Source organism: Streptomyces musisoli (assembly GCF_016741855.1).
GTDB classification, from domain to species: domain Bacteria; phylum Actinomycetota; class Actinomycetes; order Streptomycetales; family Streptomycetaceae; genus Streptomyces; species Streptomyces musisoli.
Window position 1 is genome coordinate 121314 of record NZ_JAERRH010000016.1, and the last position, 25040, is coordinate 146353.

19 protein-coding genes are annotated in these 25040 nt (G+C 73.0%); 5 read left to right on the plus strand and 14 right to left on the minus strand.

The genetic code is table 11. The annotated features are described in order from the left end of the window. Positions 1 to 36: 36 nt before the first annotated feature. On the plus strand, positions 37 to 2037 hold the full coding sequence (locus JK361_RS31140) for an N-acetylmuramoyl-L-alanine amidase (protein WP_201824576.1): 2001 nt from the start codon (positions 37 to 39) through the stop codon (positions 2035 to 2037). A 14-nt stretch (positions 2038 to 2051) separates the two neighbouring features. On the opposite strand, the gene JK361_RS31145 is transcribed toward JK361_RS31140, so the two are convergent. The 9 genes from JK361_RS31145 to JK361_RS31185 form a co-directional block, all read right to left on the minus strand. Next, the gene (locus JK361_RS31145; protein WP_070026621.1) at positions 2052 to 2549 is read right to left on the minus strand and encodes a glycosyltransferase family protein; all 498 of its coding nucleotides are present in this window, start codon (positions 2547 to 2549) and stop codon (positions 2052 to 2054) included. A gap of 58 nt (positions 2550 to 2607) precedes the next feature. After that, positions 2608 to 4035: a 3-hydroxybutyrate oligomer hydrolase family protein gene (locus JK361_RS31150; RefSeq protein ID WP_201824583.1), complete on the minus strand. Its 1428-nt coding sequence runs from the start codon at positions 4033 to 4035 to the stop codon at positions 2608 to 2610. Positions 4036 to 4225: 190 nt separating this feature from the next. After that, positions 4226 to 5500, minus strand: a complete 1275-nt coding sequence (locus tag JK361_RS31155; RefSeq protein ID WP_236053845.1) for an extracellular catalytic domain type 1 short-chain-length polyhydroxyalkanoate depolymerase — start codon at positions 5498 to 5500, stop codon at positions 4226 to 4228. Between the two features lie 363 nt (positions 5501 to 5863). After that, positions 5864 to 6766, minus strand: a complete 903-nt coding sequence (locus JK361_RS31160; RefSeq protein ID WP_201824590.1) for a universal stress protein — start codon at positions 6764 to 6766, stop codon at positions 5864 to 5866. Between the two features lie 337 nt (positions 6767 to 7103). After that, positions 7104 to 7346, minus strand: coding sequence for a DUF397 domain-containing protein (locus JK361_RS31165; RefSeq protein ID WP_201824592.1), 243 nt, complete (start codon positions 7344 to 7346; stop codon positions 7104 to 7106). A 118-nt stretch (positions 7347 to 7464) separates the two neighbouring features. Continuing rightward, positions 7465 to 8631 (minus strand): thiolase family protein, encoded by a 1167-nt coding sequence (locus JK361_RS31170; protein ID WP_201824594.1) that lies wholly within the window; start codon positions 8629 to 8631, stop codon positions 7465 to 7467. Next, positions 8628 to 9698 carry a thiolase family protein gene (locus JK361_RS31175; RefSeq protein WP_201824597.1) on the minus strand — a complete coding sequence of 357 codons (1071 nt, stop codon included), beginning with the start codon at positions 9696 to 9698 and terminating at the stop codon, positions 8628 to 8630. The genes JK361_RS31170 and JK361_RS31175 overlap by 4 nt, the downstream gene beginning before the upstream one ends. Continuing rightward, the gene (locus JK361_RS31180; RefSeq protein ID WP_201824604.1) at positions 9695 to 10636 is read right to left on the minus strand and encodes a Zn-ribbon domain-containing OB-fold protein; all 942 of its coding nucleotides are present in this window, start codon (positions 10634 to 10636) and stop codon (positions 9695 to 9697) included. Before JK361_RS31180 ends, JK361_RS31175 begins: the two co-directional genes overlap by 4 nt. A 14-nt stretch (positions 10637 to 10650) precedes the next feature. Then, on the minus strand, positions 10651 to 11451 hold the full coding sequence (locus tag JK361_RS31185) for a crotonase/enoyl-CoA hydratase family protein (protein ID WP_201824606.1): 801 nt from the start codon (positions 11449 to 11451) through the stop codon (positions 10651 to 10653). A gap of 187 nt (positions 11452 to 11638) precedes the next feature. Here JK361_RS31185 and JK361_RS31190 point away from each other — a divergent pair, with 187 nt between their 5' ends. After that, positions 11639 to 13255, plus strand: coding sequence for an acyl-CoA synthetase (locus JK361_RS31190; RefSeq protein WP_201824608.1), 1617 nt, complete (start codon positions 11639 to 11641; stop codon positions 13253 to 13255). A gap of 40 nt (positions 13256 to 13295) precedes the next feature. Here JK361_RS31190 and JK361_RS31195 read toward each other — a convergent pair whose 3' ends face one another. Further along, positions 13296 to 14132: an alpha/beta fold hydrolase gene (locus JK361_RS31195; protein WP_201824609.1), complete on the minus strand. Its 837-nt coding sequence runs from the start codon at positions 14130 to 14132 to the stop codon at positions 13296 to 13298. A 251-nt stretch (positions 14133 to 14383) separates the two neighbouring features. Between JK361_RS31195 and paaK the strand changes: the two genes are divergently transcribed. Continuing rightward, positions 14384 to 15703: a phenylacetate--CoA ligase PaaK gene (gene paaK / locus JK361_RS31200; protein WP_201824613.1), complete on the plus strand. Its 1320-nt coding sequence runs from the start codon at positions 14384 to 14386 to the stop codon at positions 15701 to 15703. A gap of 116 nt (positions 15704 to 15819) precedes the next feature. On the opposite strand, the gene JK361_RS31205 is transcribed toward paaK, so the two are convergent. From JK361_RS31205 to JK361_RS31215, 3 genes are all read right to left on the minus strand, one after another. Then, positions 15820 to 17328: an acyl-CoA synthetase gene (locus JK361_RS31205; protein ID WP_201824615.1), complete on the minus strand. Its 1509-nt coding sequence runs from the start codon at positions 17326 to 17328 to the stop codon at positions 15820 to 15822. Between the two features lie 176 nt (positions 17329 to 17504). Continuing rightward, positions 17505 to 19055: an acyl-CoA synthetase gene (locus JK361_RS31210; protein WP_201824618.1), complete on the minus strand. Its 1551-nt coding sequence runs from the start codon at positions 19053 to 19055 to the stop codon at positions 17505 to 17507. Next, the gene (locus JK361_RS31215) at positions 19052 to 20161 is read right to left on the minus strand and encodes an NAD(P)H-dependent flavin oxidoreductase (RefSeq protein WP_201824620.1); all 1110 of its coding nucleotides are present in this window, start codon (positions 20159 to 20161) and stop codon (positions 19052 to 19054) included. Before JK361_RS31215 ends, JK361_RS31210 begins: the two co-directional genes overlap by 4 nt. A 162-nt stretch (positions 20162 to 20323) precedes the next feature. Between JK361_RS31215 and JK361_RS31220 the strand changes: the two genes are divergently transcribed. Continuing rightward, positions 20324 to 22111: a serine hydrolase domain-containing protein gene (locus JK361_RS31220; RefSeq protein WP_201824621.1), complete on the plus strand. Its 1788-nt coding sequence runs from the start codon at positions 20324 to 20326 to the stop codon at positions 22109 to 22111. Between the two features lie 83 nt (positions 22112 to 22194). Here JK361_RS31220 and JK361_RS31225 read toward each other — a convergent pair whose 3' ends face one another. Beyond that, positions 22195 to 23757, minus strand: a complete 1563-nt coding sequence (locus JK361_RS31225) for a phytoene desaturase family protein (RefSeq protein ID WP_201824623.1) — start codon at positions 23755 to 23757, stop codon at positions 22195 to 22197. 158 nt (positions 23758 to 23915) lie between these two features. Here JK361_RS31225 and JK361_RS31230 point away from each other — a divergent pair, with 158 nt between their 5' ends. After that, positions 23916 to 25040, plus strand: a complete 1125-nt coding sequence (locus JK361_RS31230) for a hypothetical protein (protein ID WP_201824625.1) — start codon at positions 23916 to 23918, stop codon at positions 25038 to 25040.

A 25040-nucleotide genomic window follows, 5' to 3' on the forward strand; every position in this document is an offset into this window, starting at 1 on the left:
CACCCCGCCACGCTCCGCCCGTCACAGGAGGTCGCATTGCGAGGATCCGTCACCGACCCCACGTCCACACCCGGCACCAGACGCCTGCGGCGGACCGCCGTCCCGCTCGCCTCCGTGGCCCTGCTGCTGCCTCTGCTCGGCGCGACCCCGGCCCACACCGCCACGAACTCCGCCACGAACTCCGCGACGAACTCGGCGGCCTCCGCCACGAACCGGTTGCAGCAGGCGTTCGCGACCGCGGCGGCCGACTATCACGTACCGCAGAGCGTCCTGCTGGCCGTCTCCTACCTGCAGTCCCGCTGGGACCGGCACGCCGGTGCGCCGAGTGTGACCGGTGGCTACGGCCCGATGCACCTCACCGACGCCCGGACCGCCCTCGCCACCGCGGAGCACTTCGCCGAGGGGACGGAGGACGCCCGGGGCGACAGCGCCCGTGCCGCGCTGCACCCCACCGCCGAGGCGCCCGGGACGGCGGTCCCGGACCGCCTGCGGACGCTGCCGAAAGCCGCGGAGCTGACCGGCATCCCGGCCGACCGGCTGCGCACCGACCCCGCGGCGAACGTGGCCGGGGGCGCCGCCCTGCTCGCCGCCGCGCAGAAGGAGCTGGGTGAACCGCCGAGCGCCGATCCGGCCGAGTGGTACGGCGCGGTGGCCCGGTTCTCCGGCGCCGACGACAGGGCGACCGCCGCCGCGTACGCCGACGACGTGTACGACGTGCTGCGCACCGGCGAGGAGCGCGTCACGGACGACGGCCAGCTGGTGACCCTGGCGGCCCAGCCCCGGCTGACCGCCGACACCGCCCAGCTGGAGCGGGCCGGTCTGGGCACGCTGCCCTCGGACGGCACCGAGTGCCCGAGGTCGGTGTCCTGCGAGTCGGTCCCGGCGCCCTACGCGGAGTTCGGGAACGACGACTACGGCAACCACGATCTCGGCGACCGCCCGGCGTCGCAGCGCATCGAGTACATCGTCATCCATGACACGGAGGGCGCCTGGGACGGGGTCATGAAACTGATCCAGGACCCCACCTATGTGTCGTGGAACTACACGATCCGCTCGACCGACGGGTTGATCGCACAGCACGTCAAGGCGAAGGACGTGGCCTGGCACGCCGGCAACTGGGACGTCAACGCGCGGTCCATCGGCATCGAGCACGAGGGTTTCCTCGCCGAGCCGGACGCCTGGTACACGGAGGCCATGTACCGCTCCTCGGCGCGGCTGGTGCGCTACCTGGCCCGGACGTACGACATCCCGCTGGACCGGCAGCACATCCTCGGGCACGACAACGTGCCCGGCCCGACGACCTCCACCATTCCGGGGATGCACACGGACCCGGGCCCGTACTGGGACTGGCGGCACTACTTCCAGCTCCTGGGCCACCCGTTCCGGCGCACCGGCGGCAGGCACTCCGCGGTGGTGACGGTCCTGCCGGACTACGCCTCGAACCAGCCCGTCTACACCGGCTGCACCACCCGGGGCGAACCGTGCGCGGCGCACGGCTCCAGCGAGGTGCGGCTGTACACGGATCACGACGTGACCGCCCCGCTGGTCAAGGACATCGGTCTGAAGAAGGATCCGACCGACGGGGTGAACGACCTGTCGTCGCGGGTCTCCACCGGCCAGCAGTACGCGCTCGCCGACCACTGGGGCGACTGGACCGCCATCTGGTACCTCGGCCAGAAGGCCTGGTTCCACAACCCCCGCAAGGAGCCGGCGGCCGTTCCGGCGGCGGGCCTCGTGCTGACCCCGCGGGCCGGTCTGGCGAGCATCCCGGTGTACGGCCGGGCCTACCCGGAGAAGGAGGCGTACCCGGCGGGGGTGCCCGCCCAGTCGGTGGTGCCGCTGCCCTACACGATCCCGGCCGGTCAGCGTTATGTGGTCGGTGACGTGATGCCGGGCGAGTACTACTACGCGGTCACCTTCACCACCGACTCGCACCGGGTCGTGGTGGGCCAGGACCTGTACTACGAGGTTCAGTACGGCCACCGGATCGCGTTCGTGCGGGCCGCGGACGTGACACTCGAGGGCTCCGCCCGCTAGCTGGGCCCGTCTGCTCAGCCCTGCTGGAAAAGCTCCGCCGGGAGCGGCTTCAGCAGGGCGTACAGGTCGTCGGTGATGGGACGGTCCCAGGCGGCGATGGTCACGAGGACGCCGTCGCTCCGGTCGAACTGGACGCAGGAGATCCGGCTCTCCGAGAGCTTCAGCCGCCGCACGATGAGGAGGTTGTCGCCCTGGAGCACCGGCGTGTCCTCGGTGCCGACGACGGTGACCTCCTCGTCGTTCTCCAGCGCCAGCAGCAGCTGGCCCACCTCGAACGGGATCTCCCCCTCGGCGACCTCGCGGGCCGGGGAGCCCTCGGGGAGGTTGCCGATGATCATGGCGGGGCCGCGTCCGCCGAACAGGTCGTAGCGCAGGAAGACGCCCTGGCAGGTGCCGTCGGGGGCGGGCAGCAGGCCCGCGCCGAGGTTGCCCGGCCAGTCGCCCGGGTCCATGGCCAGCACGTCGAAGTCGGGTCCGGCAGGGGTCGCGCTGCGGCGGCGGAGGAACGACATGCGGCCATGGTACGTGCCCGTGCTCCGGTGGGTGACCTGCGGGCGCCCGGAAGATCACCTACCTCAGGGGGCAGCGGGTGAGCAGGGTTGCCGGGTCCGCGCCGGCCGGGCGCGCCACCGTGTGGTCCGCGGGCGGGCGGCCCGCTCCGGCGGTCCACCGTTCCAGGGCCGTGAACGCGGAGCGGTGGCAGGGCACCATCGGACGGAGCCGGTCGGGGAAGGCGTCCGCCAGGGAGTCGGTGTGGGTGCCGTCCTCGATGCGGTAGTAGCGCAGCAGTGAGCCGCGGCCGGCCCGGTGCACCATGCGGGCGTAGACGTCGGAGTCCTCGCTGATCGGCAGCAGCACGTCGAGGGTGCCCTGGAGGGTGATCAGGGGCTTGCCGATGCGTCCGGTGAGGGCGATGCGGTCGACCGCCCGGTGGACGGCGGCGGGGCGGGCCGGGTAGGCGTAGTCGGCGTCGCAGGCCGGGGTGCCGGAGGCGCAGTACGGGGTGCCCGCCTCGGTGTCCCCGTCGTAGCCGGGGTCGATCTCCTCACGGTAGATGCGCTGGGTGAGGTCCCAGTAGACCTGGTGGTGGTACGGCCACAGGAACTCGGAGCCGGCCGGGAAGCCGGCCCGGTGCAGCGCCGCCGCGGCCTCGTCGGCTCCGGGGCCGCCGGCGGCGTAGGCGGGGTAGTGGCGCAGGGCGGCCGGCAGGAAGGTGAACGGGTTGGGGCCGTCGGAGCGCCAGAGGGTGCCTTCCCAGTCGACTCCGCCGTCGTACAGCTCGGGGTGGTTCTCCAGTTGCCAGCGGACCAGGTAGCCGCCGTTGGACAGGCCGGTGGCGATGGTGCGGGCCGGGGGCCGCTCGTAGCGCTGGGCGACGACGGCGCGGGCCGCGCGGGTGAGCTGGGTGAGGCGGGTGTTCCACTCGGCGATGGCGTCGCCGGGCCGGCGGCCGTCGCGGAAGAAGGCGGTTCCGGTGTTGCCCTTGTCGGTGGCGGCGTAGGCGTAGCCGCGGGCGAGCACCCAGTCGGCGATGACCCGGTCGTTGGCGTACTGCTCGCGGTTGCCCGACGTGCCGGCGACCACCAGGCCGCCGTTCCAGTGGTCGGGCAGCCGGATGACGAACTGGGAGTCGTGCTGCCAGCCGTGGTTGGTGTTGGTGGTGGAGGTGTCCGGGAAATAGCCGTCGATCTGGATGCCGGGGACTCCGCTGGGCGTGGACAGGTCCTTGGGGGTGAGCCCCGCGTAGTCGGCCGGGTCGGTGTGGCCGGAGGCCACTGTGCCGGCGGTGGTCAGCTCGTCCAGGCAGTCGGCCTGCTGGCGGGCGGCGCCCGGCACGTGCAGCCGGGACTGTCCGGCGCAGTGGGCGTCCGCCGGCCCGGGGCCGGCGGGTGCCGCGGTGGCCGGGGTGATCAGGAGGGAGCAGACCACGGCGAGCGACAGGGCGCCCGGGGCGGTGCGCCGGGCCGGCCGGCTCGGGGGTGAGGTGCGGTGGGGCATATGGTTCCTCCGGCGGGTTGGGAACGCGCTGGAGGCTAAGGGGCGTGCAGTGGCTGCGGACATGTGTGGGGCCGCCATGATGACGGCCCGTTGGGGGGTGTCGGCCACCATGGCGACCCGGTGCGGCTGCTGACTTGTGGTCAGGGGACTGCGGCTGACCGGTGGTCAGGGGGCTTCGGCTGACCGGTGGTCAGGGGCAGCCGGTGTCGGCGAGGGTGAACCAGCCCGGGGGCGACTCCTTCAGGGTGTGGGTGACGAACGTGTTGTACAGGCCCATGTTCTGGCCGGAGCCGTTGGCGTAGGTGTAGCCGCCGCTGGTGCCGGCCCGTCCCGCCTGCACGTGGGCGTAGTTGCTCGCCGTCCAGCAGGCCGCCGTGCCGTCGCCCGGATCCGGGTCTCCGGGGTCGGAGCCGCCCGACTCGGTGGTGTCCACGCCGAAGAACCGGGCGATCCAGCGGCTGGAGCAGATCGAGTCGAGGAAGTAGGGGGCACCGGTTCCGCCGCACTGCTCGCCGCCGGTGCCGGGGTCGACCGGGGTGCCGTGGCCGATGCCGGGGACGCGGTCGACCTCGACGGCGACCGTGCCGTCCGCGGCCAGGTACTGGTCCTGCCGGGTGGCGTCCGGCCCGATGGTGCCCGTCCGCGTGGGTGTCTGGGACAGGCCGTGCAGTGCCGTCCACTGGTCGCGCAGTTCGGTGGCGTCGCGCGGTACGACGGTGGTGTCCTGGTCGCCGTACCAGATGGCCGCCCGCGGCCACGGCCCGGTGTACGACGGGTAGGCGTCGCGCACGCGCCGGGCCCAGTCCGCCGGGTTCAGGTCGACGCCGGGATTCATGCAGAGGTAGGGGCTGTTGTCCCGGGTGCAGTCGTAGGGCAGGCCGGCGACGACCGCGCCCGCGGAGAAGACGTCGGGGTAGGTGGCCAGCATGACCGCGGTCATGGCGCCGCCGGCCGACAGGCCGGTGACGTAGACGCGCTGCGGGTCGGCGCCGTAGGCGGTGACGGCGTGGCTCACCATCTGCCGCACGGACAGGGCCTCTCCCTGGCCGCGCCGGTTGTCGCCGGACTGGAACCAGTTGAAGCACTTGCTCGGGTTGTTCGCGGTGCCGGTCTCGGCGAGCACCAGCAGGAAGCCGTCCTGGTCGGCGAGGCGGGGCAGGCCGGAGTTGTCGGCGTAGACCTGGGCGCTCTGCGTGCAGCCGTGCAGGGCCACCACCACCGGGGGGTGGGCGGGCAGGCCGGCGGGCCGGTACACGTACATGGTGAGGGCGCCCGGGTTGGTGCCGAAGTCGCTCACCCGGGTGAGCGTGACGGAGGCGCGGGCGGCGGGTGCGGGGCCGGTGAGCACGGTAGCGAGGACGACGGCGACGACGGCGAGAAGACGGGGCAGGAGACGGAGGGCAGGACGGCGTGGCGGCCGGGCACGGGGTGGCGCCGGCGCCCTGCGGGACAGCGGCTGTGACATGGCGGCTCCTTCGGTGGACACACGGTCCCGGCCGCTCCGGTGGGAGACGGTGCCGGGGAGTGGCGGAACCATAGGTTCGGGTGTGTCCGGGCACCATGGCGCCGCACCCCACAGCCGCCGGGGCGCCAGTCGGCACCGCACGGATTGCTACGCGCCACGCGGTCTGCTAAGCCGACCCGGCCGACCTCGCCCCTCGGGCGGGCCGGTGGCCCACCTCGACCGGGGCGACCTCACTCGTCCCGCAGGGCCGCGCCGTAACTCGCCCAGGGCGGCCCCACTCCTGCGCTGGACCGGTGGCCTCCCTCGCCCCGGCCGGCCTCACTCCTCCGGTGGGGCCGGTGGTCTGTCTCGCCCCGGCCGGCCTCACTCCTCCGGTGGGGCCGGTGGCACCACCGCGACCGGGGCGGCCGAGTGCAGCAGCACGGCCTGGGTGACCGAGCCCATCATGCGGGCCGGGGCGAGCAGCCGCCGCCGGTGCCTGCCGACGACGACCAGTTCGGCGTCCTTGGACGCGGCGACCAGGTGCCCGGCGGCGTCGCCGGGCAGTGCCTCGGCGTCGGCGCGGACCTCCGGGTGCCGCCCGCGGTGCGGGGCGACGTAGCCGTCGGCGAGGACGCGGGTCTCGTGCTCCACGGCCTTCTGGTCGGCGAGGAGCGGCACCACCTGGCCGGGGGCGGACCAGGTCTGCACCGGCCACGGATAGGCGGCGATCACCTGGAGCCGGGCGCCGCGCAGGGCGGCCTCGGCGAACGCGAAGGCGAGCACACTCTCGTCGGGGCTGTCGGCGTGCAGTCCGACGACCACGCGCGGCCCGGGCTCGGCGGGCCCTTCCCCGTGCACCTCCCGGCCGGGCCGGGGCACGACCACCACCGGGCAGTCGGCGTCCCGGGCGGCGGCGAGGCTGTTGGAGCCGAGCAGCAGGCTGGCGAAGCCGCCGCGGCCCCGGGAGCCGAGCACCAACAGCTGTGCGTCCTCGCCCAGTTCGGGCAGGACGGCACCCGGTACGCCCTCCAGGGCGACATACTCCACGGCCGGCTCCCCGGGACCGTCCCCGATCCGGGTGCGGACCTCGTCGAGCACCGGGTCGCCCTCCCTCTCGGGCGGGGCGGCGACCAGCACGTCGGCCTGGCCCCAGGCCGCGTACTGCCGTACGTGCACCACGCGCAGCGGTGCCGCGCGGCGGCGGGCGGCGTCCAGGGCCCAGTCCAGGGCGCGCAGGCTGTCCGCGGAACCGTCGACCGCGGCGATGACCGGGGCAGCGCTCATCCTTCCTCACCTCCGGAACACGACCTTCCCCTTACTGGGGCCAGCCTCGCTCAGGTCGGGGCCCCGGCAGGGCGCTGCTGATCGCGTGTCCGAAAATCCGGCCGCGACACCCCCGGTTCAGGTGAGGCGGCCCGAGCGAGGTTCCGTTGAGGCGGCCCGAGTGAGGTTCCGATGCGTCTCAGGACGAGCCCCGGGGTTGCGGACCCCTGGGTCCACAGGTGCCCAAGGGTCATGAAGTACCCAGAGGTCCCCTAGGGTCCAGAGGTGCCAAGGGTTCAGAGGTGCCCTGGGTCCAGAGGTGCCAGGGATCCAGAGGTGCCCAAAGGTATGGCGGGCCTCAGGTCAGGTCGAACTCGCCCTCCCGTGCGCCGGAGACGAAGGCGCCCCACTCCGCGGGGGTGAAGATCAGGGAGGGACTCTCCGGCCGGTCGCTGTTGCGCATCGCGATGAAACCCTCGACGAAAGCGATCTGGACATCGCCCAGACCTCGGCTGCTGGACTGCCACTCCGCCCTGCTCAGGTCCAGCTCCGGCTTGTCCCAGCCCACGAGCGGCTGCTGCTGGGTGATGCTCTCGGCCACGTCCGTGCTCCTCCCGGTTCGTCGTCCGCGGGCCAGCCTAGCGACCGCTTCCTACGGCGGACAGGGCACGCGGGGACGATCTTTGCGGCGGTCCGGCCGGCCCCTTGCGGCCGGTCCGTCAGGAGTCGGGGGGCTCGGACCCCACGAGCCACATGGAGAAGAACTGCGAGCCGCCGCCGTACGCGTGGCCGAGCACCCTGCGGGCCCTCGCCACCTGGTGTTCTCCGGCCTGCCCGCGCACCTGGAGGGCGGCCTCGGCGAAACGGATCATGCCGGAGGCGCCGATGGGGTTGGTGGACAGCACCCCGCCGGACATGTTGACCGGCAGGTCGCCGTCGAGTTCGGTCACCCCCGCCTCGGTGAGCTTCCAGCCCTCGCCCTCCGCGGCGAAGCCCAGGTTCTCCAGCCACATCGGCTCGTACCAGGAGAACGGCACGTACATCTCGACGGCGTCGATGTCCCGGCGCGGGTCGGCGATGCCGGCCTGCCGGTAGACGTCGGCGGCACAGTCCTTTCCGGCCTGCGGGGAGACGAAGTCCTTCCCGGCGAACAGAGTGGGTTCGCTGCGCATGGCGCCGCCGAGGAGCCAGGCGGGCGGGCGGGGCGCGCGGGCGGCTCCGGCGCGGTCGGTGAGGACCATGGCGCAGGCGCCGTCGGAGGACGGGCAGGTCTCGGAGTAGCGGATGGGGTCCCACAGCATGGGCGAGGCCTGGACCTTCTCCAGGGTGATGTCGTGCTCGTGCAGGTGGGCGTAGGGGTTCAGCAGGGCGTTGCGGCGGTCCTTGTAGGCGACGAGGGAGCCGATGGTGTCGGGGGCGCCGCTGCGCCGCATGTAGGCGCGCACGTGGGGGGCGAAGAAGCCGCCGGCCCCGGCGAGCAGGGGCTGCTGGAAGGGGATCGGCAGGGACAGCCCCCACATGGCGTTGGACTCGGACTGTTTTTCGAAGGCGAGGGTGAGGACCGTGCCGTGGACGCGGGCGGCGACCAGGTTCGCGGCGACCAGCGCGGTGGACCCGCCGACGGAGCCCGCGGTGTGCACCCGCAGCATGGGTTTGCCGACGGCACCGAGCGCGTCGGCGAGGTACAGCTCGGGCATCATCACGCCCTCGAAGAAGTCGGGCGCCTTGCCGATGACGACGGCGTCGATGTCCGCCCACGTCAACTCGGCGTCGGCGAGGGCCCGTAGGGCGGCCTCCCGGACGAGTCCGGCGATCGACACGTCCCGGCGTGCGGCCACGTGCTTGGTCTGGCCGATCCCTGTGACGGCCACGGGCTCCTTGCTCATCGTGGATCCCCTTCGAGTACGGCGACCAGGTTCTGCTGGAGGCAGGGGCCGGAGGTGGCGTGGGCGAGGGCACGGTCGGAGGCGCCGCGGTGGATGCGGGCGGCGGCCTCGCCGATGCGGATGAGTCCGGCGGCCATGACCGGGTTGGCGGCGAGGGCACCGCCCGAGGGGTTGACGCACACGCTGTCGTCGAGGCCGAGGGCCTTGCGCAGGACCACCTCCTGCGAGCTGAACGGCGCGTGCAGCTCGGCCGTGTCGACGGGGCGTTCGAAGGCACCCGCCTTCGTGGCGGCCAGCCGGGTGGAGGGCGATTCGGTGAGGTCGCGCACACCGAGACCGTGGGCCTCGATGCGGTGGTCGATGCCCCGGATCCAGGCGGGCCGCGCGCACAGCTCCCGGGCCCGGTCCCCCGCCACCAGGATCACGGCGGCGGCGCCGTCGCCGACGGGCGGGCAGTCGCCGGTGCGCAGCGGCCGTACGACGTATTCTCCTTGTCGCACCTGCCCCTTGAGCTGGGCGTGGGGGTTGGCGGCGGCGTCGGCGCGGCTGCGGGCGCCGACGGCGGCGAGGGCCGGTTCGTCGGTGTGTCCGGCGTCGACGAGTGCCTGTGCCTGGAGGGCGGCGAGGGCGACCGCGTCGGGCCACAGCGGGGCCACGTAGTACGGGTCGAGCTGGCGGGTGAGGACGTCCCGGACCGAGCCCGGCGAGCACTTGCCGTAGGAGTAGACGAGCGCGGTGTCGGCGTCCCCGGTGAGCAGCTTGGTCCAGGCCTCGTACAGCGCCCAGGCGCCGTCCATCTCGACGTGCGACTCGGAGATCGGCGGCCAGGCGCCGACACCGTCCAGGGCGAGGGTGAAGGAGAAGGCGCGGCCGGCCAGGTAGTCGCTGGAGCCGGAGCAGGTGAAGCCGATGTCGGCGGCCTTCAGTCCGGTCCCGTCCAGGACCTCGTGCAGGACCGGCATGAGCATCTCGGCCTCGGACGACTCCTCGGTGGAGCGCCGGTGGTCGGTCTGGGCGAAGGCGACGACGGCGATGTCCCGGGCGGCGGGGGCTTCCTCGCTGGTCACAGCAGCTCCTTGTACGTCTCGTAGTCCGCGTCGGGTTCGCCGGTGGGCCGGTAGTGGTCGGGGTAGCGGGCGCCCTCGGTCCACACCGGTTCCACGCGCAGGCCCATGCGGACCCGGTCGTAGGGGATGCCGCCGATCCGGGCGTGCAGGGCGAGGTCGGCGCCGTCGAGGGCGATGTGGGCGTAGACGTACGGCACCTCGATGTCGAGGTTCTTCGCCTTGATGTTGACGATGCAGAAGGTGGTGACCGTGCCCCGGGGGCCCACCTCGACCTGTTCGGCCGTGGCCACGCCGCAGGTGGGGCAGGCACCCCTCGGCGGGACGTACACCTTGCGGCAGGACGGGCAGCGTTCGCCGACGGTGCGCCGGGCGGAGAGGGCGTCGATGTAGGCGGACTGGGCGCGGCCGGGCGAGTAGGTGTAGTCGAGGCGGGCGGGCGCGACGATGCCGGTGAGCGGGTTCTCGAACACACCGCTGTGACCGCCCGGTTCGACGGCCTCGCCCTCGTACGGTTCGAAGCAGGCGATGTCGGTGATGGCGCCGGTGCGCTCCGCCGCCCAGCGGACGCGCACCCGCATGCCGGTGTGTACGGCGTCCGGGCCGGGGACGTCGAGGACGTGCAGCAGTGCGGTGTCGGCGCCGTCGAGCCGGACCAGGACCCAGGCGAAGGGGGTGGCGAGCGGCTGCCCGCGGCGGGGTTCGTGGTTCCAGGCCCAGGTGGTGACCGTGCCGGTGGGGGCGACCTCCACCAGGTCGCTGAGGTCGTCGGCGGTGACGGGGTCGTACTCGACGGGCGGCACGAGGACGCGGCCGTCGGTGGTGCGCACGCCGAGCACTGTGCCTTCGCGCAGGCCGGTGAGGAAGGCGCTTTGGACGGGGCCGAGGGAGCGGGTGAAGGGGAACTCGACGACGAGTGGCGCTTTGAGGACTTCGGGCATCGGGGCTCCTCGGGTCAGGCGCGCTTGTAGACGGGGGGCCGCTTCTCCGCGAACGCGCGGGCGCCTTCCTTGGCGTCGGCGGTGTCGAAGACGGGCCAGCCGCGGGCGAGTTCGGCCGCGAGTCCGTCGGTCTCCGTCATCTCGGCGGTCTCGTAGACGGACGCCTTGACGGCCTCGACGGCGAGCGGGCCGCAGGCGTTGATCCGCTCTGCGATGGCGAGGGCCTCGGCGAGCGCGGTGCCGTCGGGCACCACGTGCCCGATCAGGCCGATGTCCGCGGCCTCCCGGGCGCTGTACGGCCGGCCGGTGAGCAGCATCTCCAGGGCGTGGGTGCGCGGGATCTGGCGCTGGAGGCGGACGGTGGAGCCGCCGATCGGGAAGAGGCCGCGTCTGACCTCGAAGAGGCCGAAGGTCGCGGACTCGCCGGCGACCCGGATGTCCGTGCCCTGGAGGATCTCGGTGCCGCCGGCGACGCAGTGCCCCTCGACGGCGGCGATCACCGGTTTGCGGGGGCGGTGGTGGCGCAGCATCGCCTTCCAGTGCAGGTCGGGGTCGGCCTTGAGCCGGTCGCGGTACCGCTCCCCCCGCATGCCGTCGCCGGCCAGCGCCTTCAGGTCCATTCCGGCGCAGAAGGCGGCGCCCGCCCCGGTGAGCACGATCGAGCGGATCGTGTCGTCCGCGTCGGCTTCGAGCCAGCCGTCGTACAGGCCGACGAGCATCGGCAGGGACAGCGCGTTCCTGGCATCGGGCCGGTTGAGCGTGAGCACCAGTGTGGCGCCCTCTCGCTGCACGGTGAGGTGTTCCGTCCCACCCATGGGCCATCTCCCCTCGGTCAGAACGAGAACAGGTTGCAGGAGGCGCGTGGGCACTTCAAGGGTTTTCTGACAGTCAGTCAGATTTGTTGGTGCGAGCCCTTCCCAGTTGCCGTGCGCTTTGCTCTGATGACCGGCGAGCCGACGGATGCGCCTCTCTTCGCCAGGGCTGCCGGGTCAGGAGGAAGCGGTGGAGTACAACCTTGCCGACCTGTTCGAGTCGGTCGTCGACGTGGTTCCGGACCGCGAGGCGCTCGTGTACCTCGACCACCCCGGCACCGGCGCCGAGCGCCGGCTGACGTACGCGGGGCTGGACTCCGCCGCCAACCGCGTGGCGCACCATCTGCTCGACAGCGGGGTGCGGCCCGGCGAGCATCTCGGGCTCCACCTGTACAACGGGGTCGAGTACCTCCAGACGGTGCTGGCCTGCCTGAAGGCCAGGATCGTCCCGGTGAACGTCAACTACCGCTACGTCGAGGAAGAGCTGGTCTACCTCTACCGGGACGCGGACCTGGCCGCGCTGGTCTTCGACGCGGAGTTCGAGGACCGGGTGGCGGGGGCGCTGCCCCGGGTGCCCGGGCTGCGGCATCTGCTGCGGGTGGGCGCGGGGACGGAGCGGGTGGCGGGGGCGGTGCCGTTCGCCGCGGCCGAGGCGTCCGGATCACCCGGGCGGGGCTTCCCCGCGCGCTCCGGGGACGACCAGTTCATCATCTACACCGGCGGTACGACGGGCATGCCCAAGGGGGTGATGTGGCGTCAGGAGGACTTGTTCTTCGCCGGCCTCGGCGGCGGGGCGCCGACCGGGGAGCCGGTGAAGGCGCCGCAGGAACTGGCCGAACGGGTGGCGGCGGGCGGCTCCGGGATCACCTTCTTCCCCACTCCCCCGCTGATGCACGGCACGTCGACACTGACCGCGTTCATCGGCTTCAACTTCGGGCAACGGATCGTGCTGCACCGCAAGTTCGTGCCGGAGGAGGTGCTGCGGACCATCGAGCGGGAGCGGGTCACGAGCGTGTCGCTGGTCGGTGACGCGATGCTCCGGCCGCTGATCGACGCGCTCGGCGGGCCGTTGAAGGGCACGGACTGCTCGGCCCTGTTCAGCGTCTCCTCGTCGGGCGCGATCATGTCGGAGACGGTGCGCCGGCAGTTCCGTGAGCTGGTGCCGAACGCCCTGCTGCTGAACAACTTCGGTTCCTCCGAGTCCGGGTTCAACGGCACCGCCACCGAGGACTCGGGTCCCGAGCGCGGCTTCCGCATCCGGGTCAACACCCGTACCCGGGTGGTGGATCCGGCCACGCACGAGCCGGTCGCCGCGGGTGAGGTGGGCCGGGTGGCGCAGTGCGGACATGTGCCGCTCGGCTACTACAACGACCCGGCGAAGACCGCCGAGACCTTCTTCCGGCGGGACGGGCAGCGCTGGGTGCTGCTGGGCGACATGGCGACGGTCGACGAGGACGGTGTGGTCACCGTCCTGGGCCGGGGCTCGCAGTGCATCAACACCGGGGGCGAGAAGGTGTACCCGGAGGAGGTCGAGCAGGCGCTCAAGGCGCATCCGGATGTGTACGACGCGCTGGTCGCCGGTGTGCCGGACGCCCGGTGGGGCAACCATGTGGCGGCCGTGGTCCAGCTGCGCGCGGGGGCGCCGCGCCCGTCGCTGGCCGACATCCAGGGTCACTGCCGTACCCGGCTGGCCGGTTACAAGGTCCCGCGCCAGCTGGTGATCACGGAGACGATCCAGCGGTCCCCGAGCGGCAAGGCCGACTACCGGTGGGCGCGGGAGGTGGCGGGGGCCGCGGAACAGCCGTAGCCGCGGGCGCACGTGCGGCCCGCGGCCGCGCCGGTGCGCGTCACCGGTCGAGGAAGGCGATCGTGCCGCTCAGGAACCGCTCAGGATCGTCCAGCCAGGGATAGTGGGCGGCGCCCGGCTGGACGGCGACCTCGGCCCGCGGGAAGGCCTCGGCGGTGCGGCGGACGAGGGCCGGGTGAACATTGCCGTCGGCCTCGCCCCCGTACACGAGGACCGGCGCGGTCAGTGCGCAGAGCGCGGCCCGGGTCTCCTCCGGGGTGAAGGCACCTTCAGCGAAGTAGCGCTCCCCCGCCTCCTCGTTGGTCTCCTCCAGCTCGGCCTCGGCGTGCGACCGGGCGGTGTCGTCCCAGCGGCCGTAGAAGAACGGCAGGAACACGTCGTCGAAGTCCGCCTCGCCCGCCAGCCAGGCCCGGAAGGCGGGGAACGCCTGCGCGAACCAGGGCTCGTCCGCGCGCAGGCGGGCCGCGGCCAGCCGCTCCTCGGGCGTGGCCCGCAGACCGAGGGCGGAGGGGTTGGGGGTGATCAGCACCAGCCGCCGTATCCGGTGCGGGTGGCGGGCCGCGTAGAGCATCGCCAGGGCGGCGCCCGCCGAGTGGGCGAGCAGATCCATGTGCTCCAGACCCATGTGGGCCCGCCACGCCTCGACGTCCTCGACCATGCGGTCGCAGCGGTACGTCGCCGGGTCCGCGGGCGTCGCCGAGTCACCGGTGCCCCGCAGATCGAGCAGCGCCAGCCGGCGGTGCGCGGTCAGCCCGCCGAGATCCCCGAGGTACTCCGAGGCGCGCATGGGGCCGCCCGGCAGGACGGCGAGGGGCTCTCCGGCCCCGCGCAGGTGGTAGGCGAGCCGGGTCCCGTCGGCCGCGGTGAAGATCGGCATGCGGTGATCCTCCCGGGTCGCGCCGCCTCACCGCAACGGCTTTCGCCGGGCCCGCTCCCGAAGATCCCGCAGACCCCTTACCGGGAGGCTCGGTGGTCGAAAATCCCGCAGACCGCTTGCCCGGAAGCTCGGTGGTCGAAAATCCCGCAGACCCCTTGCCCGGAGGCTCGGTGGTTTGAATTACTGACCTGGAACACGGCGACCGAATGATCGGTCGCCCGGAATGTGCGGATGGCGAGGGAGACGTCCCGATGGCGGATGCGACGGACCTGCTCGACGCGGGCGAGCGGCTCGGACCCGATGAGCTGCGGGCGCTCCAGCTGGAGCGGCTGCGCGCCTCGCTGCGGCACGCGTACGAGCACGTGCCGTTCTACCGGGAGTCCTTCGACAAGGCCGGCGTCCGCCCCGAGGACTGCCGTTCGCTCGCCGACCTGGCCCGCTTCCCCTTCACGACCAAGGCCGACCTGCGGGCGAACTACCCGTACGGCATGTTCGCCGTGCCCCGGGAGAGGATCCGCCGGCTGCACGCCTCCAGCGGCACCACGGGCCGCCCCACGGTGGTCGGCTACACGGACAACGACCTCGCCATGTGGTCCGACATGGTGGCGCGCTCCATCCGGGCGGCCGGCGGCCGGCCGGGCGACGTCGTGCATGTGGCCTACGGCTACGGGCTGTTCACCGGCGGCCTGGGCGCCCACTACGGTGCAGAGCGGCTGGGCTGTACGGTCATCCCGGCGTCCGGCGGCATGACCGCCCGGCAGGTGCAGCTGATCCAGGACCTGGAACCGTCCGTCATCATGATGACGCCCTCCTACATGCTCACGCTGCTGGACGAGTTCGAGCGGCAGGGTGTGGACCCGCGGGCCACCTCGCTGCGGGTCGGCGTCTTCGGGGCCGAGCCCTGGACCGAGCAGATGCGGCAGGAGATCGAGGAACGGTTCGCGATCGACGCCGTCGACATCTACGGGCTGTCCGAGGTGATCGGTCCCGGCGTCGCCCAGGAGTGCGCGGAGACCAAGGACGGCCTCCACGTGTGGGAGGACCACTTCTACCCGGAGATCGTGGATCCGGTCACCGGCGAGGTGCTGCCGGAGGGTGAGCGGGGCGAGCTGGTGTTCACCTCGCTGACCAAGGAGGCCATGCCGGTCGTCCGGTACCGGACGCGGGACCTCACCCGGCTGCTGCCCGGCACGGCCCGGGCGTTCCGGCGGATGGAGAAGATCACCGGGCGCAGCGACGACATGGTGATCCTGCGCGGGGTCAACCTCTTCCCGACCCAGATCGAGGAGATCGTGCTGCGCACGCCCGGCGTGGCACCGCACTTCCAGCTGCGTCTCACCAGGGAGGGCCGCCTCGACACCCTGACCGTCCGGGCCGAGGCCCGTCCGGACGCCCCTTCGGAGGTCCGGGAGGCGGCGGCCCGGGCCATCGTCGCCGCGGTCAAGGACGGCATCGGGGTGTCGGTCGGCGTGGAGATCGTGGAGCCGGAGTCGCTGGAGCGGTCGGTGGGCAAGATCCGCCGGATCGTCGACCTGCGCCCCCGAGACGCGGGCGGCCCCGGCGAATGCTGACCCACGCGGGCGCCCCCGGCGGATGCTGACCCACGCGGGCGCCCCCGGCGGATGCGGACCGACGCGGGGCGGCCCCGGCGGATGCGGACCGGCGCGCCGCCGCCGTCGAGGGCCGGCTAGTCGCTGAAGCGGTCGCGCAGTTCGCGCTTGAGGATCTTGCCGCTGGCGTTGCGCGGCAACTCGGTCACGAACACGACCCGCTTGGGCGCCTTGAACGGCGCGATCCGCTCCTTCACATGGGCGATCAGCTCGTCCTCCAGCCCCTCCTGCGACACCTCGCCGCGCGGGACGACGACCGCCGTGACGGCCTCGATCCACCGCTCGTCGGGCAGCCCGATCACGGCGGCCTCGGCGACCGCCTCGTGGGTGTACAGGGCGTCCTCGACCTGGCGGGAGGCCACCAGTACGCCCCCGGAGTTGATGACGTCCTTCACCCGGTCCACGATCGTGAAGTAGCCCTCCGCGTCCCGCACCGCGAGGTCCCCGGAGCGGAACCAGCCGTCGCGGAAGGCCGCGGCGGTCTCCTCGGGCCGGTCCCAGTAGCCCTCGCACAACTGCGGTGAGCGGTAGACGATCTCGCCGGGCGTGCCGGCGGGGACGTCCTTGCCGTCCTCGTCGACCACCCGTGCGTCGACGAACAGGACGGGACGGCCGCAGGAGTCCATCCGGCCCTGGTGCTCGTCGGGAGCCAGGACCGTGGCCAGCGGACCGATCTCGCTCTGCCCGAAGCAGTTGTAGAAGCCGAGCCGCGGCAGCCGTTCGCGCAGCCGCTCCAGGACCGGCACCGGCATGATCGAGGCGCCGTAGTAGGCCTTGCGCAGGCCGGACAGGTCCCGGGTCGTGAAGTCCGGGCGGCCCGCCAGTGCGATCCACACCGTCGGCGGGGCGAACAGGCTGTCCACGCGCCCCGCTTCGATCAGGTCGAGGAGCCGGTCCCCGTCGGGCCCGTCGAGGATCAGGTTGGTGGCGCCGACCGCCAGGTAGGGCAGCAGGAACACGTGCATCTGCGCGGAGTGGTACAGCGGCAGGGAGTGCGCCGGCCGGTCGCCGGCGCTGAGGTCGAGGGCCGTGATGGCGCTCAGGTACTCGTGGACCAGGGAGCGGTGCGTCATCATGGCGCCCTTGGGGAGGGCGGTGGTCCCCGAGGTGTAGAGCAGCTGCACCAGGTCCTCGGTGCGCGGCTCGGGGCCGTCGTACACGGGCGCCGACGCCAGCCGTGCCGGCAGGGAGTCCTCGGCGTCGCGCAGGGGCAGGGTGCGGACGCCGTCGGGGAGCCGGCCCGCGAGGCCGGGGTCGGCGAGGACCAGGGAACTGCCGGACTGGTCGAGGATGTAGGCGAGGTCGTCGCCGGTCAGGTTCTGGTTGACCGGCACGTGCACGAGGCCGGCGCGGGCGCAGGCCAGGAAGCCGATCAGGTACGCGTCCGAGTTGTGGCCGTAGGAGGCGACCCGGTCGCCGGCGGTGAGGCCCTCGCCGAGCAGGACGCTCGCCGCGCGGGAGACGGCCTCGTCGAGTTCCTCGTACGTCCACGTGCGGTCGCCGTACTCGATCGCGACCCTCGCCGGGGTGCGCCGGGCGCTGCGCCGCAGCACCCCGTCGACCGTGCTGCCCTGTCCCTGCGTCATGACCCATGATCCTGGGTCCGCAGGCGGGACAGGTCAAGCACCCAAAAGCCCGGACGCGCACGGGCCGGCCACCGAACCACCGGCTTCGCAGATGCCGTTGAGCCGTGCCGGGCCCCCGCGCACGGGCGAGCGTCCCCCGCGTGGTCGGCCGGGCCGTGCGTCCGTGAGGCGGGCCGTCACACCGGGCGCGTACGGCCCTGCCAGTACGGGTCGCGCAACCGGCGCTTGTACAGCTTGCCGTTGGGATCGCGGGGCATCTCCGCGATGAAGTCGACGGTCCTCGGCCGCTTGTACCCGGCGAGCCGCGCGGCGCAGTGGTCCAGGATCGCGGCGGCCAGCTCCGGCCCCGGCTCGTGACCGGGGGCCGGTTCGACCACGGCCTTGACCTCCTCGCCCCAGTCGTCGTGCGGGATGCCGAAGACGGCGGCGTCGGCGACGGCGGGATGGGCGAGCAGCGCGGACTCGATCTCGGCCGGATAGATGTTGACCCCACCGGAGATGATCATGTCGATCTTGCGGTCGCGGAGGAAGAGGTAGCCGTCCTCGTCCAGGTAGCCGAGGTCGCCGACGGTGAAGAAGTCGCCGATCCGGTTCTTCCTCGTCTTCGTCTCGTCCTTGTGGTACGAGAAGCCGCCGGTGTTCATCTTCAGGTAGACCGTGCCCAGTTCACCGGGCGGCAGCCGGTTGCCGTCGTCGTCGAAGACCGCGAGTTCGCTGATGGGCCAGGCCTTGCCGACGGTGCCGGGTTTCTTCAGCCAGTCCTCGGCGGTGGCGAAGGCCCCGCCGCCCTCGCTGGCGGCGTAGTACTCCTCCACGCAGTGGCCCCACCAGTCGATCATGGCCCGTTTGACGTGGTCGGGGCAGGGCGCGGCGCCGTGGACCGCGTGCCGCATGGACGAGACGTCGTACCGCCCGCGCGCCTCCTCCGGCAGGGCGAGCAGCCGGTGGAACTGGGTCGGGACCATATGGGTGTGCGTGCACCGGTGGGCGTCGACGAGGCGGAGCATCTCCTCGGGTGTCCATTTGTCCATCAGCACCAGACGGTGGCCGATGTGCAGCGAGGCGCCGGCGAACTGGAGCACGGCGGTGTGGTAGAGGGGCGAGCAGACGAGGTGCACGTTGTCGTCGTGCGGCTTGATGCCGAAGATGCCGAGGAAGCCGCCGAGGTACGCCTCCTCGGGGCGTCTGCCGGGCAGTGGGCGGCGGATGCCGCGCGGGCGGCCGGTCGTGCCCGAGGTGTAGTTCATGACCCAGCCGAGTTCGCGATCCCCGGGCGCCGACGCGGGCTGTCCGTCGAGGAGTTCGGCGTAAGGCCGGAAGCCCTCGACCTTGCCGACGGCGTACCGGTGGCCCGCCGGGAGCCCGGCCTCGTCGGCCGCCTGGCGGGCCGGCCCGGCGAATCTCTCGTGGGCGACGAGCACCTTGGCGCCGCAGTCGGCGACGATCCAGGCGATCTCCGGTCCCACGAAGTGGTGGTTGACCGGCACGAGGTAGAGACCGGCCTGGCTGGCGGCCAGGTACGCGGTGACGAACTCGGGCCCGTTGGGCAGGACGACCGCGAAGGCGTCCCCGCGCTCGAGGCCGGCCGCGCGCAGGCCGTGGACGAGGCGGTTGGCCGCGGCGTGCAGCCGTCCGGCCGTCCACTCCTCGCCGTCCGGTGCGATCAGGACGGTGCGGTCGGGGTCCTGGGCCGCCTGGGCCCAGAAGCCGACGGGGGGTGTGCTCACTGGCCGCTCCTTCCGGCGATGCGGTTGATGCGGTCCACGGCCTGCTCGAAGCCGCGGGTGAGGTCGTCGAAGACGGCCTGGACGCTGCGCTCGCGGGTCATCCGGCCGACGATCTGGCCCACGGGGGTGCCGAGCAGTGGCTCGACCTCGTGCTTCTGGATGCGGGAGACCGCCTCGGCCACCAGCAGGCCCTGCAACGGCATGGGCAGGGTGCCGGGACCGGCCGGATCGTCCCAGGCATCGGTCCACTCGGTGCGGAGCTGGCGCGCGGGTTTCCCGGTCAGGGCCCGGGAGCGCACGGTGTCCCCGGACCCGGCGGCGAGCAGCTTGCGGGTCAGGGCGGCCGAATGGAGGTCGGCTTCCGTGGTGGTCAGCCACACGGAGCCCAGCCACACACCTTGGGCACCGAGGCTGAGCGCGGCCGCCACCTGCGGCCCGCTGCCGATGCCCCCGGCGGCCAGGACCGGCAGCGGGTCGACGGCTTCCACGACCTCCGGGGTGAGCACCATGGTGGCGATCTCCCCGGTGTGTCCGCCGGCCTCGTAGCCCTGGGCCACGACGATGTCGATGCCCGCCTCCCGGTGCTTGCGGGCGTGCCGGGCGCTGCCGGCGAGCGCGGCGACCAGGACGTCCCGCTCGTGGGCGCGCCGGACGATGTCGGCGGGCGGCGAGCCCAGGGCGTTGGCCAGCAGCCGGATCGGGTAGTCGAAGGCGACGTCGAGCTGGGTACGGGCGACCTGCTCCATCCAGCCGGTGATGCGCCAGCCGGACGCCTCGCCCTCGGCCAGTCCCGGCACGCCGTACCGGGCGAGGGTGTCCTCGACGAACTGCCGGTGCGCCGGCGGGATCATCGCCTCGACGTCGGCCTCGGTGACGCCTTCCACCTTCCTGGCCGGCATGACGACGTCCAGGCCGTAGGGCCGGCCCCCGGCGTGCGCGTCGAGCCAGTCGAGGTCGCGTTTGAGGTCGCCGGGGGCGGTGTAGCGGACCGCGCCGAGCACGCCGAAGCCGCCGGCCCGGCTGATGGCCGCGGCGACGGCGGGGAACGGCGTGAAGCCGAAGACGGCATGCTCGATGCCCAGTTTCCTGCTCAGCTCCGTCTGCATGGGCGCAGGATGCCGCAGCCGGCCGGACGACGGAAGACCTTTTCTGATGCTCCGTCAGATTGCTGCCACCGGTACGCGCCCCGTTGACACACCCCCCGCCTGACAGGAAAGTTTCACCGGCAGGGAAAGGCCCGAAAGATACTTTCAGGCGGGAGGCCGCGCATGACGGACGACCTGGCAGGCAGACGACCGGGCGGACTGACCCGCCGCCGGCTCGTGGTGGGCTCCCTGGCCTCGGGCGGCGCCCTGGCCCTCGGCGCGCTCCCGGCGGGCCCCGCGACGGCCGCGCCCCCCTCCGGCCGCCGCACCACCCTGCGCCACGGCTCGCCCGAGCACGCCGGGCTGCTCCCCGCGCAGCTGCGCCGACTCGTCACCGACGCCGCGTCCTTCCTCGCTCCCTCACCACGGCACCCCTGGTACGCGGGCGCCGTGCTGCTCGCCGGGCGCGGCGGCACCGTGGCGCTGCACGAGCCGATCGGCATGGCGGTGCGCTACGCCGCCTACGACGAGAAGACCGACACCGGTGTCGAGTTCTCGCCGGGACGACAGCTCCCGATGACCCGGGACACCGTGTGCGACCTGGCCTCCGTCTCCAAGCTGTTCACCTCGGTCCTCGCCGTGCAGCAGATCGAGCGGGGCACGCTGGACCTCGCCGGGACGGTCGCCTCGTACCTCCCGGATTTCGCCCGCGCGGGCAAACAGGACGTGACGGTCCGCCAGCTCCTCACCCACACCTCGGGCTTCCGTTCCTGGATTCCGCTGTACACCGCGCCGACCTACGAGCAGAAGCTGGAACTGATCTGGAACGAGGCCCCGCTGCACCCGCCCGGCACCGCCTACCTCTACTCGGACCTGAACCTGATCTCCCTTCAGCTCGTCCTGGAGCGGATCACCGGCCGCCCGCTGGACGCGCTGCTGCGCGACGGGATCACCCGTCCGCTCGGCCTGGACAGCACCCGCTACAACCCGCCCGCCTCGTGGAAGCCGCGGATCGCGGCCACCGAGGACGCCCGCCGGCCCTGGTCGGGGCTGGACCGCGGGCTGGTGTGGGGCGAGGTGCACGACGAGAACGCCTACAGCCTGGGCGGTGTCGCCGGCCACGCCGGGGTGTTCTCCTGCGCCTGGGACCTCGCGGTCCTCGGCCGTACGCTGCTCAACGGCGGCTCCTACGGCCGGGCCAGGATCCTGCGGCCCGAATCGGTGGACCTGATGTTCACCGACTTCAACACGGCCTTCCCGGGTGACGAGCACGGCCTCGGCTTCGAGCTGTACCAGCACTGGTACATGGGCGCGATGGCCACCCCGCGCACGGCCGGCCACACCGGCTTCACCGGCACCTCGCTGGTGCTCGATCCGACGACCGACTCCTTCCTGGTCGTCCTCGGCAACTCCGTGCACCCCGTGCGCACCTGGCGATCCGGCTCGGCTCCCCGGGTCGCCGCCGGCAACCGTCTCGCCCGCGCGGTACCGGTCCGGCCGGCGCGGGGACGCACGGCCTGGTTCTCGGGCATGGCGAACGCCACGACGGCGACGCTCACCCTCCCGGAACTGGACACCTCGCCCGGCACGGCGGGGCTGCGCTGCGCCCTGTGGTGGGACACCGAGCCCCGGTCCGACGTGGTGGCCCTGGAGTCCTCGACGGACGGCGGCAGCACCTGGTACCCGGTCCCCTTCACCACCACCCGCGACGGCAAGGACCCCGAGGACCACCCGACGGGCACGGTGACCGGCTGGTCGGGCCGGGTCTGGCACCGGGTGACCGCGGCCGTGCCCGCCGCTCCCCGGCTGGTCCTGCGCTGGCGCTACGGCACCGACCCGCGGTACGTCGGCCGGGGCGCGTACGTCGACGCGCTGTGCGTCGAGGCGGGCGGGACGGTGCTGTTCGACGGGGCACGCCCGGCGGACACGGCACGCATCACGGCGGTGGGCTGGCAGGGCTCGGCCGACTGAGCCGACCGGGGCGGTGGACCGGCGGGAACCGGCCCACCGCGGCGACCCGGGGGGCGGGCCGGCCGAGGGGCGGCAGGTGGTGGTCAGTCCCGCTCCAGCACCGCCATCGCCGCGTTGTGCCCCGGTACCCCGCTGACGCCGCCCCCGCGCACCGCGCCCGCCCCGCACAGCAGGACGCGGGCGTGCCGTGTCTCCACGCCCCAACGGCCGCCGCCCGGCTCGGCGTACGGCCAGGACAGGGCCCGGTGGAAGATGTGGCCGCCCGGCAGCCGCAGGTCGCGTTCGAGGTCCAGCGGGGTCTTGGCCTCGATGCAGGGGCGGCCGTCGGCGTCGGTGGCCAGGCAGTCCGCCAGGGGTTCGGCGAGGTGGGCGTCGAGCTGGGCGAGGGTGGACTTCAGCAGTTCCTCGCGTACGGCGTCGTTGTCCCGGTCGAAGAGCCGGGCCGGGGTGTGCAGGCCGAACAGGGTGAGCGTCTGGTAGCCGCGCTCGGCGAGTTCGGGGCCGAGGATGGTCGGGTCGGTCAGGGAGTGGCAGTAGATCTCCGAGGGCGGCGCGGTGGGGAGTTCACCGGCGGCGGCCTGGGCGTGGGCGGTGGCCAGCTGCCGGTAGCCCTCGGCGATGTGGAAGGTGCCGGCGAACGCCTCCCGGGGGTCGGCGTCGGGGTCGCGCAGCCGGGGCAGCCGCTCGAGCAGCATGTTGACCTTGAGCTGGGCTCCCTCGGCGGGCTCGGGCGCCGCGTCGCCGGTCAGGGCGGCCAGTTCCCGCGGGGAGGCGTTCACCAGGACGTGCCGTCCGACGGCTGCGCCCTCGCCGTCCCGCGTGCGGTAGGCGACCTCGGCGGTGTGCCCGTCCGTGTCGATACGGACCGCCTCGTGGCCGGTCGCGATGACCGCGCCGGCCGCACGGGCCGCCGTGGCCAGCGCGTCCGTCAGCGCGCCCATGCCACCGACCGGCACGTCCCAGGCGCCGGTTCCGCCGCCGATGACGTGGTAGAGCAGGCAGCGGTTCTGCGCGAGGGAGGGGTCGTGGGCGTCGGCGAAGGTGCCGATGAGCGCGTCGGTGAGGACGACGCCCCGGACCAGGTCGTCTTCGAAGGTCTCCTCGATGGCGACGCCGACGGGTTCCTCGAACAGGACCCGCCAGGCGGCCTCGTCGTCGATGCGGCGGCGCAGTTCGTCACGGGTGGGCAGCGGTTCGGTGAGCGTCGGGAAGACGCGCCGGGCGACGTGGCCCGTCATGCCGTAGAAGCGCTGCCAGGCCGCGTACTCGCGGTCGCCGCCGGTCAGCCGGGCGAACGCCGCCCGGGTGCGCTCCTCACCACCGCCGACCAGGAGTCCGGTGGGCTTTCCGGCCCGCTCCACCGGGGTGTACGAGGAGATGGTGCGCCCGCGGACGCGGAAGTCGAGCCCGAGATCGCGCACGATCTTCTCCGGCAGCAGGCTGACCAGGTACGAGTAGCGCGACAGCCGGGCGTCGACGCCGGCGAAGGGGCGGGTGGACACGGCGGCGCCGCCGGTGTGGTCCAGACGCTCGAGCACCAGTACGGAGCGGCCGGCCCGGGCCAGGTAGGCGGCGGCGACCAGTCCGTTGTGGCCACCGCCGACGATGACGGCGTCGTACGCGTGGGTTCCCTCGGTGGCAGACATGGTCCTTCGTAACACGTACTGATCGGCCTGGGAAGCCAAACGTTTCTGTGGTGACTTGCTCCCGCCAATCGGACCAGGGGCCGTCAAGTCGTCCGGCCCGGCCGTCGACCTCACTCCCGCGGGCCTTGCACGACGGAGGCGTGAGCGAGGAGTCGGACATGGGCAGAACGGCGGAGTGGGCGGCCAAGGGGCGCGGCTTGTTCGGGAAGCTGCCGTACTGGTCGTCCCGGGGCGAACTGGGACCGTGGGAGCAGCGGGAGGTGCTGCGCGCGCGGATCACCGAGCTGGAGGCCGTGCTCGACGCGATCTCGGCGCGGGCGCAGGCGGACCCCGAACGGAGCGATCTGGCTCCGTCCTATGTGGCCAAGGCCCGCCTGGAGCTGGATGCCGCGCGTGACGTCCTCGCGCACCGGGCGCATCCGATGATGCGGCGGGCGGCGCATCTGGGTGTGGCCCGCTCGCATCTCGACGTCGCGCTGAACCTCATGGTGTGGACGGCCTCGCTCGACGACGTGAAGGCGCTCCTGCCGGACCTGGCGGCCCGGGTCGACGAGCACTTCGCCCCCCGCGACCCGCGCCGCATCCGCGTCAGGGAGATCTCCCAGCGGCTGAACCAGCCGGACAACAGGACCCTGGAGCCCAGCGAGCGCGCCTTCCTCGCCGACACGGTCAGCCTCGCCCGGCGGCTGCTGCGCAAGGAGACCCTCCGGGTGCGCAGCTTCGTGCGGATCGTGCGGCTCGTGACCATCGGCCTGGGTATCGCGGCCATCGCGGTGGCGTGGGCCGGCTGCTACTGGGACGACATGGTTCCGCTGTGCTTCACGCCCGAGTACCGCAACACGTACTCGGTCGTGTGTCCCACCCGGACCGTCAGCGGCTTCAGGTCGCCGCCCGGGACGGGCGCCATCGCCGAGGCGTCCCGGCCGGCCGACTACCTGGTCGTCGAGCTGGTCGGTCTCGTGTCCGCGGGTATCGCCTCCGCCGCGGCGCTGCGGCGGATCAGGGGGACGGCGCTGCCCTACGGCGTCCCGGTCGTGCTCGCGCTGCTGAAGCTCCCGACCGGTGCGCTCACGGCGGTGCTCGGGCTGCTGCTGATGCGGGGCGGTTTCGTGCCCGGACTCAGCGCCCTCGACTCCACGGCCCAGATCATCGCCTGGTCGGTGATCCTGGGCTACTCCCAGCAGGTGTTCACACGGTCCGTCGACAGCCAGGGCCAGGCCGTCCTGGACTCCGTCCGCGGCCCGCAGAGCCGGGCCAAGCCCGGCGAGGACGGCAGATCCTGA